An 11,918-nucleotide genomic window follows, 5' to 3' on the forward strand; every position below is an offset into this window, starting at 1 on the left:
GTTCGGGGGCCGGGGAGACCCCGGGGCCCGGCGTGCCGCCGCCGCCCCGACGGGGCGGCGGCGCTCACGCGGATTTCGAGGCCGGCGGCGGGGCCGCCGCGGCTGCGGGATCGGACGCGGGCGTGCCGGGCGCCGGGGTCGGGGCGGCGGAGGGCGAGGGGCCGGGGACCGCCTGTCCGGCAGCCTCCGCCTCGGCCTTGCGCGCGGCTTCCTGCTCGGCGGCCCAGGCGGCGTTCTCGGCCGCGTCCGCGGCGTCGAGCGAGCCCGCCTCGGGCTTGGTCTCGGAAGCGGTCTTGTCGCCGCCCTTCAGGAAGTCCTTCGCATAGGCCTTGGGCGCGCCGGGACCGACCTTGCGGTTCCACTCGCCCATCGACTTCTGCACGTCCTTCAACTCGCCGAGGTCCGCGGCGTCGGCCGCGTCCTCCATGGTGCGCTGGAAGTCGCGCGCCATGCGCCGCGCCTTGGCCACGTACTGGCCGCAGGTGCGCAGCATTCCCGGTAGCTCCTTCGGGCCCACCACGATCAGCGCGAGCGCGCCGATCACCAGCAGTTCCGACCAGCCGATGTCGAACATTCAGGCGACCTCCGCCGTCGCGGGTTGCGCCTCAGGCGTCCTTCTTCTCGGCCGTCGGGGTCACGTCCACGGCGTCGTCGCCGGGCTCGCCGACCCGCTTGGTCGAGGTCGTGGACGTGTCGTCGTCCTGCATGCCCTTCTTGAAGGACTTGATGCCCTTCGCGACGTCGCCCATCACGCCGGAGATCTTGCCGCGCCCGAAGAGCAGCACGACGAGGACGGCGACGATCAGGATCTGCCAAATGCTCGGGGCCATGGCCCTGCCTCCCATGTCTGGCTTCCGCGCGCCTTGGCGCGGACGGTCATCGCATCATGTATTGGATACTGACGCCCGGTTGAAGCCCCCATCGCCCTGCGCGGCCCCCACGCGTGCTGCGTCAATGGTCGCGGGGGGCGGGATTCCGGCCGTCGGCGGGACATCCTGCCCAGCGAACGGGCCGGGGTGCGTTCATCGGCCGCTCAGCGGAGGCGGTCGAGCGTGCGACGTCGGGCCGCCGGACGCGGCCCGGCCACGAGCAGGGAGAGAGAAGAACATGCGTCTTGGCGCCCTCTGCGCCGCGGGAGCGGCGATCCTCACGCTGGCGGCCTGCGAGCCCCAGCACCCCGGCCACCTGAAGGAGGGCGCGCGCGACGCCCCCAAGGCGGCCGAGCGGGTCTGCCGGCAGCGGGTGAAGGCCCGGACCGGGGACAAGCCGGTGCGGATCCTGAGCTCGGATCCCTCGGGCGGAACCTCGCTGGTGCGGCTGCGCGATCATCGCGACGCGGGCACCTGGCGCTGCACGGTCGACGACCGCACCGGGCGGATCACCGACATGGTCTACAACGCCGACTGACGGCGCCAAGCCGTTGGCGAGGCGGGCGCTATCCGGCGGATAGCGTCCCATCGCGGGACGGGATCAGGCCGCGGGGAAGACGAAGCAGCGGTCGCGGCGCAGGGACAGCCACAGGCCGGCCCCGCGCTCGGGCAGCCAGGCGCCGGGGACGGTGGCGCGCAGGACCGAGCCGTCATGCTCCATGCGCACCTCGATCAGGCTGTCGGAGCCCATGAAGCGCGCCCGCTCCACCCGCCCGCGGGCGGGGGCGCCGTTGGCGGCCGAGGGGCGCGGGCCGCCCTGCCCCACGTCGGGGTCGATCTTCAGGTGCTGGGGGCGGATCACGATGTCCACCTCCTGCCCGTCCTCGAGCCCCGGGGTCAGGAACAGGCCGAAGGGCGTCTCGAGCTGGCGCTGGCGGGCGCGGGCCCGGATCACGTTGAGGTCCGAGAAGAACGCCGCCGCCTGGCGATCGGCGGGATAGTTGTAGATGTGGTAGGGCGCGCCGATCTGCACGATCCGTCCCGCCCGCATCAGCGCGATGCGGTCGGCCATGCGCATCGCCTCCTCGGGCTCGTGCGTCACCAGCAGCACGCCCGCCCCCTCGGCCTTGAGGACCGAGAGCGCTTCGTCGCGCACCTCGTCGCGCAGGCGCTTGTCGAGGCCCGAGAAGGGCTCGTCCATCAGCATCACGCGGGGGCTGGGCGCGAGCGCGCGGGCCAGCGCCACGCGCTGCTGCTCCCCGCCCGAGAGCTGGTGGGGATACTTGGGGCCGTAGCCCGCGAGGCCGACCTGGCGCAGCAGCTCCTCGACCCGGCCGGGATCGGCGGCGCGCTGGGCGCGCTTCAGGCCGAAGGCGATGTTCTCGGCGACCCGCAGGTGGGGGAACAGCGCGAAGTCCTGGAAGACGAGGCCCACGTTGCGCGCCTCGGGCGGGCGGTGGCGGCGGGCGTCGGAGACGACGTCGCCGTCGATGGCGACCGCGCCCGCGTCCTGCCGCTCGACCCCCGCCGCGATGCGCAGGGTGGTCGACTTGCCGCAGCCCGAGGGACCCAGCAGGCACAGGATCTCCCCCGGCGCGACCTCGAGCGAGACGTCGTCCACCACCGCCGCGCCCTCGTAGACCTGGCGCAGACCGTCGAGGGCCAGGCGAGGGGGGACGTCCGTCAAAAGGCCTCCTGCGGCGGCGGATGGGGGCGGGGCGCGCACGCGCTTCCCGAGCGTTTTTCTCAGGTTCGGCGGATAGCAACCGCGCCGCGCCGTGGCAAGCGGCGGCGGGACGCACGGGGAGATGGGGACGGGCGGACGCGGCGCGCTCAGAGCCGGCGGATCATCGCCACCCGGTCCACGGTGGGCAGGCCGCGGGCGGCGAGACCCGCGGAATCGCGCCGGCAGGGCTCGGTCCAGGCCTCGGGCGGCAGAGCGGCGAAGCCCAGGCGTTCGTAGAGGGGCGCGTTCCAGGCCACGTTGCGGAAGGTGGTGAGGGTCAGGGCGGCGAGCCCCCGCTCCGCCGTGCGGAGCATCGCCCGCTCGATCAGCGCGCGGGCGAGACCCCGGCGCTGGAATCGCGGCGCGACGTCGAGCTCGGCGAGGTGGAGCGTGCCGCTCGCCGCGTCGGGCTCGAGGATGGCGAAGCCCACGACCTGGTCGAAGAGCTCCGCCACCTCCAGCCGGCGCAGGGCGGCGGCCTGCGCGTGCTCGGCGGGCGGCGGCGGCGTGCGCGCCGCCACCCAGGGCTGGGGACTGTCGGCGAACTGCAGGGCGCAGGCCGCCTCGATCCGGGCGCAGGCGACCGCGTCCTCGACCCGGCCGGGCCGAAGGACGGGCGGAACCTCGCCCAGACCGCTCATGACGGCCCGCTCATCGCCGTGCGCCCGCGCGCCCCTCACATCGTGGTGTTGCCGATGCCCCCGTCGAGCAGGACGTTCTGGCCGATCATGAAGCCCACGTGCTGGGAGCACAGGAAGGCGCAGGTGGCGCCGAACTCCGCCGGCGTGCCGATGCGCTTGGTGGGGATGGCGGAGGCGCGCTCGGCCATCGCCTCGTCCATGGTGATGCCGCGCTTCTCGACCTCGGCCGCGTTCAGCGACTTGATGCGGTCGGTGTCGTGGGCGCCCGGCAGCAGGTTGTTCATCACCACGCCGTGCTGGGCCACCTGGCGCGAGGTGCCGGCGACGTAGCCGGTCAGGCCCGCGCGAGCGGCGTTCGACAGGCCCAGCACCGGGATCGGCGACTTCACCGACTGCGAGGTGATGTTGACGATCCGGCCCCATTTCTTCTCGATCATGCCGGGCAGGACCGCCTTGATCAGGGCGATGGGGGTCAGCATGTTGGAGTTCAGGGCCTTCAGCCAGTCGTCCTTCTCCCAGTCCGACCACATGCCCGGGGGCGGGCCGCCGGCGTTGTTGACCAGGATGTCCACGACCCCGCCGCCCATCTCGCGCGCCGCCGCCAGCACCGCGGCCTGCCCCTCGTCCGAGGTGATGTCGCCCGCCACCGTCGCCACCTGCACCTGGTGGGCGGAGCGGATCTCGGTCGCGGTCGCCTCCAGCGCCTCGGCGCCGCGGGCGTTCAGGACGAGGTTCACGCCGGCCTCGGCCAGCGCCTGGGCGCAGCCCTTGCCGAGACCTTTGGAGCTTGCGCAGACGATGGCGGTCTTGCCGCGGATGCCGAGGTCCATGGGGTTCCTCCCTCTTGGTTCGAGGCGCGCGGTTCGGGTCGCGCGCGGGGTTGTCCGCGCCGCCGCGCGGCGCATCGCGCCGTCGCGGCCCGGGCGGGGGGCGCGCGAACCCTAGGCCCGCCGCGGCGCCGGGACAAGGCGGCGCAGGCGATGGCGCGGGGCGGGCGCTTATCATGGGGCGGCGGGGCGCCTAAATATGCAGCGACTTCAGAGGGAGAGCGCCATGAAAACCATTCTCGCCGCCACCGACCTGTCGCTGCGCTCGGAGCGCGCGGTGCGTCGCGCCTTCGCCCTGGCCGGAGCGCATGGCGCTGCCGTCCGGCTGGTGCATGTGGTCGACGACGACCTGCCCGAGGGCATCGCCGCCCGCCGCAGCCAGGAGGCGCGCGAGGAGATCGAGCGGTTCTGCGCCGCCCTGCCCGGCGCGCAAGGGATCGAATGGTCGGTCGAGGTGCTGGCCGGCGACGCCGTGCCCGCGATCCTGGAGGCGGCCGAGGCGGCGGAGGCCGACCTGGTGGTGACCGGCATCCCGCGGGCGCGCTGGCTGCTGGACGTCTTCGGCGGCACCACGGCGGAACGCCTGGCCCGCACCAGCCTGCGCCCGGTGCTGCTGGTCTCGATCGCCGCCGAGACGCCCTACACCTCGATCCTGACCGGGCTGGACCTGTCGCCCGCCTCCGCCGCCGCGGCCCGCACGGCCAAGGCGATGGCGCCCGGGGCGAAGGTGACCGGGTTCCACGCGGTCCACATCCCCTACGCCGGCCTGACCGCGGGCGGGGAGCACAACGCGCTGGGCGCGCCGTTCATGAGCCTGGCGAAGGCGGATCTCGAGGGCTGGATGGCGGCCACGAAGCTCGACGAAACGATCGGCGCCCCGCGGCTGGAGGAGGGCGGCGTGACGGTCGTCTTCGCCCGGATGATGGAGGAGCTGAAGCCCCAGGTGGTCGCGGTCGGCGCCCACGGGCGCGGGGGCCTGTCGCCCACCCTGCTCGGCCGCTTCGCCGCCGACCTGCTGCGCGATCCGCCCTGCGACCTGCTGCTGGTGCGCCGCTGATCCGACGCGCCCGCGCGGGTCGCCGCTGAGCCCGCGCGCCCGCTCGGGCTACCGCTGAGCGCCCGCGACCGCGCGGGCCGAGGCCCCGTGGGCCGCGCGCGACCATCTCTCTCCCGCCCTGAATCCGCCCCTGTCCCGGCGCCGCGCGCGCCGAGACAGGGCTCACGGAATGGAGAGCGGGAGACCAGACCATGAGCGACGCCCCCGGATGGGCGGTACCGGCGATGCGCATCGGCTTCGTCGGCCGCGGACTGACCTACGCCGTGACCGGCGCCCTCGCGGTGTCGGCGGCGCTGCACAACTCGCAGGCCGACGGCACCACCGACGCCCTGCGCCAGCTTCGGAACTCCCCCTGGGGGCTGGCCGCGCTGGCGGTGATCGCGGGCGGGCTCGCCTGCTACGGGATCTTCCGGCTGGCCGCCGCGGCGCTGGACCTCGACGCCCACGGGGGCGGCGCGAAAGGGGCGGTGGCGCGGCTGGGGCTGGTGGCCTCGGGGGTGATCCACCTCGGGCTCGGGCTCTACGCCGGGTCGCTGCTGCTGGGCCTGCGGATCGGCGGCGGCGGCGAGGACGGCGGGAGCGCGCGCACGGCGACCGAGTGGCTGATGCACCAGCCCTACGGCGTGTGGGCGGTGGCGGCCATCGGGCTCGTGGTGATCGGGGCCGGCGGCTACTACGTCCACAAGGGCGTCTCGGGCAACTATCGCTGCAAGCTGCACGGCACGCCGCTAACCCGAAAGCTCGACATCGTGCTGCGCTACGGGGTGATGGCGCAGGGCGTGGTGGTGGGCGTGATCGGGCTGCTGCTGGGCTGGGCCGCCTGGACCTACGATCCCGACAAGGCGGGGGGGCTGGGCCAGGCGCTGGCGGCGCTGCGCACCGCGGCCTTCGGCCAGGCGCTGCTGCTGGCGGTGGCCGTGGGGCTGATCGCCTTCGCGCTGTTCTGCCTGGTGATGGCCGTCTACGGGCTGGTGCCGCGCTGCCGCTCGGACGAGACGCCCACGCTCGCCCGTCGGCTGGAAGTGCAGGCGGGGGGCTGAGGCGGAGGGCCGAAGGCGTCGGGCGGGCGCACGGCGCCCCGTTGCGCGGGAGCGCGCCCGCCCGTATATCGCCCGCCATGCAGGACCTGTCGAACGCCCCCCAGCTTCCGCCCGAGATCGCGCGCCGTCGCACCTTCGCGATCATCTCGCATCCCGATGCGGGCAAGACCACGCTGACGGAGAAGTTCCTCCTTTACGGAGGCGCGATCCAGATGGCGGGACAGGTGCGCGCCAAGGGCGAGGCCCGGCGCACCCGCTCGGACTTCATGAAGATGGAGCAGGAGCGCGGGATCTCGGTCTCCGCCTCCGCCATGTCGTTCGAGTGGAACGGGACCTGGTTCAACCTGGTCGACACGCCCGGCCACGACGACTTCTCCGAGGACACCTACCGGGTGCTGACCGCGGTGGACGCCGCGATCATGGTCATCGACGGCGCCAAGGGCGTCGAGAGCCAGACCCGCAAGCTGTTCGAGGTCTGCCGGCTACGCGACATGCCGATCCTGACCTTCTGCAACAAGATGGACCGCGAGAGCCGGGACACGTTCGAGATCATCGACGAGATCCAGGAGATGCTGGCGATCGACGTGGCCCCAGCCTCATGGCCCGTCGGCCAGGGCCGCGACTTCGTCGGCGCCTACGACCTGCTGCGCGACCGGCTGAACGTGATGGACCGCGCCGACCGCAACGTGCGCGCGAAAAACGTCGAGATCGCAGGACTTTCCGACCCGAAGCTCGCCGAGCACATGAGCGCCGAGCAGGCCGAGACGCTGGCCGAGGAGGTCGAGATGGCCCGCGGCCTGCTGCCCGCCTTCGACGGCCAGGCGTTCCGCGAGGGGCACATGACCCCGATCTGGTTCGGCTCGGCGCTGAACTCCTTCGGCGTGCAGGAGCTGATCCAGGGGCTCGCCGACCACGCACCGCCTCCGCAGCCGCGCCCGGCCGAACCGCGGCAGGTTTCTCCAGAAGAATCAAAGGTTTCCGGATTCGTCTTCAAGGTTCAGGCGAACATGGACCCCAAGCACCGCGACCGCGTGGCGTTCCTGCGCCTGTGCTCGGGCCACTTCAAGCGCGGCATGAAGCTCAACCACGTAAGGTCCGGGAAACCCATGGCGATCTCGAACCCGGTGATGTTCCTGGCCTCGGAGCGCGAGGTCCTGGACGACGCCTGGGCGGGCGACATCATCGGCATCCCCAACCACGGCCAGCTGCGCATCGGCGACGCGCTGACCGAGGGCGAGAACCTGCGCTTCACCGGCATCCCCGCCTTCGCGCCGGAGCTGCTGCAGACCTGCCGCGCGGGCGATCCGATGAAGGCCAAGCACCTCGACAAGGCGCTGACCCAGTTCGCCGAGGAGGGAGCGGCCAAGGTGTTCAAGCCGCAGATCGGCTCGGGCCACATCGTGGGCGTGGTCGGGCAGCTCCAGTTCGAGGTGCTCGCCAGCCGGATCGAGCAGGAATACGGCCTGCCCGTGCGCTTCGAGCCCACCCAGTTCACCGGCGCGCGCTGGGTCTCGGGCCCCAGGGAGGCCGTCGAGGCCTTCATGAAGGGCAACAAGGGCCACATGGCCGAGGATTCGGACGGCGACCCGGTCTACATGATCCGCCTGCAATGGGACCTCGACCGCATCGCCCGGGACCACCCCGAGGTGAAGCTGTCGGCGACCAAGGAAATGCTGACCTGAGGCGCCGGCAGGCCGACTACTCGGCGGCCATCGGAAGCGGGTCGGCGCCGGCGTACGTTCGCGGATCCGAAGACGGCGTCGGCGCAAGCGACGCCGCCTCCTCGAAGAGCGAGGCGAGACCTGCACGCTCCAGCGCGGACCGGATCTCGCCGGCGTTGGCGACGACCTCTTCGAACCGCGTGGGCAACAGCTTGCTCGACTTTGAAACGACCGCGTTCGGCTCGGCGCCCAGATAGCGGCAGATCCGGTCGACCGTCGACTGGTGGCGCGTGGACGCCATCAGGTCCTGCTCATACGAGACGGCCATGTGCTCGATCCCGCGCAGCGCGGCGCGCTCGACCTCCAGCAAAGCGAGCTGCAACCGCGCCTGGGCGACGAACAGCGCGGGGTCGAGCGTGACGACGCCCGACGCCGGCCGCTCCCCCGGGCGAGCGACGTATCGATTGGTTTGCTGGGCGATGGAAAGCGACAGGGCCTGAGGAAGGGTCTCGCGCGTCAGATGCAGGATGCGGCAGCCATCGTCCGCCAGACCTCGCAGGAAACCGGCGATCGACCGTATCCGCTGCACCTCGATCAGCTGGTAGGACAGCAGCTTGCAGCCATGCACCGGGGCCTTGCGCAGCGCCGCGAGCCGCGCCAGGTGCCGCCGCGGCGACAGGACGCCGAAATGCAGCGCCTCGCCCCGGCAGTGGATATCCGCCACCTGCTCGAGAAGCCGCACGAGCAGCGTCGACCCTGACCGCGCGCGGCACAAGATCACGAACGTCGGTCCCTCGCGCCCTCCGAGCAACGCCAGCTTCGCCGTCGCCCCCGCCTCATGGACATAGCCATGTCGGCTGAAGACGTCGGGATGCCATCTTCCCATCCGGTAGGGCTCCCCGATCGGAGCCAGGTCTTCCAGAGACCTCATCGTGCCGGACATGCCGACGAATGCACGGTTGATCGCCATGGTGCGCTTCCAGTTCGACCGATTTCGCGAAAACCGAAATCACTGCGGCCAGTACGGCCGCGCAGGGTTAAGAAGCGGTAAATGCAGCGCGCGACGTCGGATGGCATTTCTTTGTGGAGAAGCGCGGTCCCACCCTGGATGGCGACGATCTGTTCGCTTCATTTTGGGCGGCGCCCCGCGATGAGTCCGCGAAGGTCCGCGTGGGGTGCGAGCTTCTCTTCGGCTTGAGAGCCTGAGGCCCTGCGGGTCGCCTGCCATCCTCGCAGCCACCGTCTTCGACGCTGCGCGCAGATGAAACGCGCAGCGAGGCGAAAGACGGCGAGGGACTCCGCCGTGGCCACGTCCCGCCGCAGGAGCGCTCCGCTCGTGGTCGAGCCGTCGAAGCGGTCATTGGCGATCTGGGTCGCCAGAGAGGGCGTCGCCACGCCCGCCGATATCGCGGCCGCGACAATGGGGCCACATGAAATGATCATGATGATGCTCTTCATCGGTTGGCGTAGCAGCGCCGCCGAGATCATCCGCTGTGAACATCGCATTGGGCCAAGACTTGATGACGGGCCGGCTGCGCGGAGAAGTCCCACGCGCCACGCCATTCAGCGCGGCCGCATGCGTGCGGCGAGGGCGAGCGAGGCCGCCCACGCGTCAGACGCCGCGGGAAGCCGCGCCAGCCTTGCCGCCGGCGGCGCGGCGGTCGGCGCGGTGGTCAGGGCCTTGGTCCGCATGACATTTCTTCGCCCCGGCCGCCGGGCGCCGCCCTTGCGCGCGTCCCCCGCAGCGACGCCCGATGCGATGCGCCCTGCATTCGAACGCCCCGGCGTCGAACCGGGTCTCGCGACGGCCATCATGGACGGCCGCGCGCCCGAAATTCGGGTCGCGCGCGCCCTTCGCCGCCCGTTTTCATTGACTTTCGCGCCCATGTGCGCAAATAGGCCGCCAGACGCGCCGTCCGGGCGCGCGACGACGGGACCGCGCGGAGAATAGCGGTCCACTTACGTGACCGAAATATCCACTCCGCGAAGGACCCTTATGAAATTCTCTGATCTCGATCTCGACCCCAAGGTTCTGCAGGCCGTCGAAGAGGCCGGCTACGAGACGCCCACCCCGATCCAGGAGCAGGCGATCCCGCACGCCCTGATGGGGCGCGACGTGCTGGGCATCGCCCAGACCGGCACGGGCAAGACCGCCTCGTTCACCCTGCCGATGATCTCGATCCTGGCGCAGGGCCGGGCCAAGGCGCGCATGCCGCGCTCGCTGATCCTGTGCCCGACGCGCGAGCTCGCGGCCCAGGTGGCCGAGAACTTCGAGACCTACGGCAAGTATCACAAGCTGACCATGGCGCTGCTGATCGGCGGCGTGAGCTTCAAGGACCAGGACAAGCTGATCGACCGCGGCGTCGACGTGCTGATCGCCACGCCCGGCCGCCTGCTCGACCATTTCGAGCGCGGCAAGCTGATGCTGACCGGCGTGCAGGTGATGGTGGTCGACGAGGCCGACCGGATGCTCGACATGGGCTTCATCCCGGACCTCGAGCGGATCTTCGGCCTGCTGCCCTTCACCAAGCAGACGCTGTTCTTCTCGGCCACCATGCCCGCCGAGATCACCCGCCTGACCGAGACCTTCCTGCACAATCCCAAGCGGGTCGAGGTCGCGCGCCAGGCCACCGCGGCCGAGACGATCGAGCAGGGCGTGATCCGTCACAAGCCCGCCCGCAAGGACCGCTCGGAAGGCGACAAGCGCGAGATTCTGCGCCGCCTGCTGCGCAGCGAGGGCGACAGCCTGACCAACGCCATCGTCTTCTGCAACCGCAAGCGGGACGTGGACGTCGTCTACAAGTCGCTGAAGAAGCATGACTTCAACGTGGGCGCCCTGCATGGCGACCTCGACCAGTCGGTGCGCACCCGCACGCTGGACGGGTTCCGTTCGGGCGACATCTCGATCCTGGTGGCGTCCGACGTGGCGGCGCGCGGGCTCGACATCCCCTCGGTCAGCCACGTGATCAACTTCGACGTGCCGATCCACTCCGAGGATTACGTGCATCGCATCGGCCGCACCGGCCGCGCGGGGCGCAAGGGCAAGGCGATGTCGATCTGCTTCCCCCACGAGGAGAAGCACCTGGCCAAGATCGAGGAGCTGCTGGGCAAGGAGGTTCCGCGCCTCGAGTCCCCGCTCGCGGCCGAAGCCGAGCCCGAGGCGGCCGAGACCGCCTCCGAGAAGAGCTCCGAGAAGAGCTCGTCCAAGGCCGCCGCGACCTCGCCCGAGGCCGCCGAGCGGTCGGACGCGCGCGCCACCCGCCGCCGCACCCGCACCGCCCGCGGGCGCAAGAAGGACGAGGCCGAGACGGTCGAGGCCCCCGCCGACGCGGCCGCCGAGACGCCGGTCGAGACGATCGAGGCCGAGGCCGCCGCGCCGGAGGCCCCCGCCGAGGAGGCGCCGAAGGAGCGTCGCCGCGCCCCGCGCCGCCGCAAGGCCGCCTCCGAGGATCCGCGCGACGCGGCCCCCGTCGAGGACCCGCGCGACAGCGCCCCCGTCGCCCGGGAGGAGCGCGAGGAGCGCCCCGCCCGCCGCGAGCGCGAGGACCGCAACGAGCGCGGCAGCAACGACCGCAACGCCGATCGCGGGAACAACGACCGCAACGCCGACCGCGGCGGCCGCCGTCGCGGCGGGCCGGTGGTGGGCATGGGCGACCACGTCCCCGCCTTCATGCTGCGCGAAGTGAACCTGGAGCGGATCCTGGGCCGCGGCCCGACCAAGGCCGAGGACGCCGACGAGGCGGACGAGGACCGGCGCAGCGAAGCCGCCTGAGCCCGACGCCCGACCCGATGCGCGAAGGCCCGCCGGTCCGCCCGGCGGGCCTTCGCCATGACGGGGGGGCGACGGGAGACGATTCGTCTAGGCTTGGCCAAGGTCGTCCGTTCGATCCTCATCAGGCGACGCCGGCTTGACCGGCGCGTCAACCGTGTCCACCATGGCGACTGCGCCGCTGGGCGATTGACTTCGCGCGACCGCTCCACCGCAGATTGCGTCAGGAAACGTAGCGTCAAACCGACGAGACACCTTTGCGGCGCGGAACGCCTGCGCATATAGACTTCGTTCATGTCGACGTTAACGCCACGCCCCACGCAGCCGA

12 protein-coding genes are annotated in these 11,918 nt (G+C 71.9%); 6 read left to right on the forward strand and 6 right to left on the reverse strand.

The window, feature by feature from the left end; genetic code table 11:
• Positions 1-64: 64 nt before the first annotated feature.
• Both tatB and P2H44_RS04855 read right to left on the reverse strand, forming a co-directional pair.
• Positions 65-574, reverse strand: coding sequence for a Sec-independent protein translocase protein TatB (gene tatB / locus P2H44_RS04850; RefSeq protein ID WP_275762318.1), 510 nt, complete (start codon positions 572-574; stop codon positions 65-67).
• A gap of 31 nt (positions 575-605) precedes the next feature.
• Entirely contained in the window at positions 606-830 is a 225-nt protein-coding gene (locus tag P2H44_RS04855; protein ID WP_275762319.1) for a twin-arginine translocase TatA/TatE family subunit, read from the reverse strand.
• A 277-nt stretch (positions 831-1,107) separates the two neighbouring features.
• Here P2H44_RS04855 and P2H44_RS04860 point away from each other — a divergent pair, with 277 nt between their 5' ends.
• Complete coding sequence (locus P2H44_RS04860) at positions 1,108-1,407, forward strand: hypothetical protein (protein WP_275762320.1); 300 nt, start codon at positions 1,108-1,110, stop codon at positions 1,405-1,407.
• Between the two features lie 63 nt (positions 1,408-1,470).
• On the opposite strand, the gene P2H44_RS04865 is transcribed toward P2H44_RS04860, so the two are convergent.
• From P2H44_RS04865 to P2H44_RS04875, 3 genes are all read right to left on the reverse strand, one after another.
• Complete coding sequence (locus tag P2H44_RS04865) at positions 1,471-2,556, reverse strand: ABC transporter ATP-binding protein (RefSeq protein ID WP_275762321.1); 1,086 nt, start codon at positions 2,554-2,556, stop codon at positions 1,471-1,473.
• 146 nt (positions 2,557-2,702) lie between these two features.
• Entirely contained in the window at positions 2,703-3,236 is a 534-nt protein-coding gene (locus P2H44_RS04870) for a GNAT family N-acetyltransferase (RefSeq protein WP_275762322.1), read from the reverse strand.
• Between the two features lie 35 nt (positions 3,237-3,271).
• Positions 3,272-4,066, reverse strand: coding sequence for an SDR family oxidoreductase (locus P2H44_RS04875; protein WP_275762323.1), 795 nt, complete (start codon positions 4,064-4,066; stop codon positions 3,272-3,274).
• Positions 4,067-4,289: 223 nt separating this feature from the next.
• On the opposite strand from P2H44_RS04875, the gene P2H44_RS04880 reads away from it, so the two are divergent.
• The 3 genes from P2H44_RS04880 to P2H44_RS04890 all read left to right on the forward strand — a co-directional run bounded on the left by P2H44_RS04880 (position 4,290) and on the right by P2H44_RS04890 (position 7,842).
• Positions 4,290-5,120 (forward strand): universal stress protein, encoded by an 831-nt coding sequence (locus tag P2H44_RS04880; RefSeq protein WP_275762324.1) that lies wholly within the window; start codon positions 4,290-4,292, stop codon positions 5,118-5,120.
• Positions 5,121-5,311: 191 nt separating this feature from the next.
• The gene (locus P2H44_RS04885) at positions 5,312-6,160 is read left to right on the forward strand and encodes a DUF1206 domain-containing protein (RefSeq protein ID WP_275762325.1); all 849 of its coding nucleotides are present in this window, start codon (positions 5,312-5,314) and stop codon (positions 6,158-6,160) included.
• A gap of 77 nt (positions 6,161-6,237) precedes the next feature.
• Entirely contained in the window at positions 6,238-7,842 is a 1,605-nt protein-coding gene (locus tag P2H44_RS04890; protein ID WP_275762326.1) for a peptide chain release factor 3, read from the forward strand.
• 16 nt (positions 7,843-7,858) lie between these two features.
• Here the strand turns inward: P2H44_RS04890 and P2H44_RS04895 are convergent, their stop codons facing one another.
• Positions 7,859-8,791, reverse strand: coding sequence for a sulfotransferase family protein (locus tag P2H44_RS04895; RefSeq protein WP_275762327.1), 933 nt, complete (start codon positions 8,789-8,791; stop codon positions 7,859-7,861).
• 366 nt (positions 8,792-9,157) lie between these two features.
• On the opposite strand from P2H44_RS04895, the gene P2H44_RS04900 reads away from it, so the two are divergent.
• Both P2H44_RS04900 and P2H44_RS04905 read left to right on the forward strand, forming a co-directional pair.
• Positions 9,158-9,772, forward strand: a complete 615-nt coding sequence (locus P2H44_RS04900) for a hypothetical protein (protein WP_275762328.1) — start codon at positions 9,158-9,160, stop codon at positions 9,770-9,772.
• A gap of 45 nt (positions 9,773-9,817) precedes the next feature.
• Positions 9,818-11,593 (forward strand): DEAD/DEAH box helicase, encoded by a 1,776-nt coding sequence (locus tag P2H44_RS04905; protein WP_275762329.1) that lies wholly within the window; start codon positions 9,818-9,820, stop codon positions 11,591-11,593.
• Positions 11,594-11,918 lie beyond the last annotated feature (325 nt).

Origin of the sequence: Albimonas marina, from assembly GCF_029223255.1 — a bacterium.
In the GTDB taxonomy this organism is placed as follows: domain Bacteria; phylum Pseudomonadota; class Alphaproteobacteria; order Rhodobacterales; family Rhodobacteraceae; genus Albimonas.

Coding starts and splice junctions, on each gene's coding strand:
- tatB (WP_275762318.1), bottom strand. CDS start 574: ATGTTCGACATCGGCTGGTCGGAACTGCTGGTGATCGGCGCGCTCGCG.
- P2H44_RS04855 (WP_275762319.1), bottom strand. CDS start 830: ATGGCCCCGAGCATTTGGCAGATCCTGATCGTCGCCGTCCTCGTCGTG.
- P2H44_RS04860 (WP_275762320.1), top strand. CDS start 1,108: ATGCGTCTTGGCGCCCTCTGCGCCGCGGGAGCGGCGATCCTCACGCTG.
- P2H44_RS04870 (WP_275762322.1), bottom strand. CDS start 3,236: ATGAGCGGTCTGGGCGAGGTTCCGCCCGTCCTTCGGCCCGGCCGGGTC.
- P2H44_RS04875 (WP_275762323.1), bottom strand. CDS start 4,066: ATGGACCTCGGCATCCGCGGCAAGACCGCCATCGTCTGCGCAAGCTCC.
- P2H44_RS04880 (WP_275762324.1), top strand. CDS start 4,290: ATGAAAACCATTCTCGCCGCCACCGACCTGTCGCTGCGCTCGGAGCGC.
- P2H44_RS04885 (WP_275762325.1), top strand. CDS start 5,312: ATGAGCGACGCCCCCGGATGGGCGGTACCGGCGATGCGCATCGGCTTC.
- P2H44_RS04890 (WP_275762326.1), top strand. CDS start 6,238: ATGCAGGACCTGTCGAACGCCCCCCAGCTTCCGCCCGAGATCGCGCGC.
- P2H44_RS04895 (WP_275762327.1), bottom strand. CDS start 8,791: ATGGCGATCAACCGTGCATTCGTCGGCATGTCCGGCACGATGAGGTCT.
- P2H44_RS04905 (WP_275762329.1), top strand. CDS start 9,818: ATGAAATTCTCTGATCTCGATCTCGACCCCAAGGTTCTGCAGGCCGTC.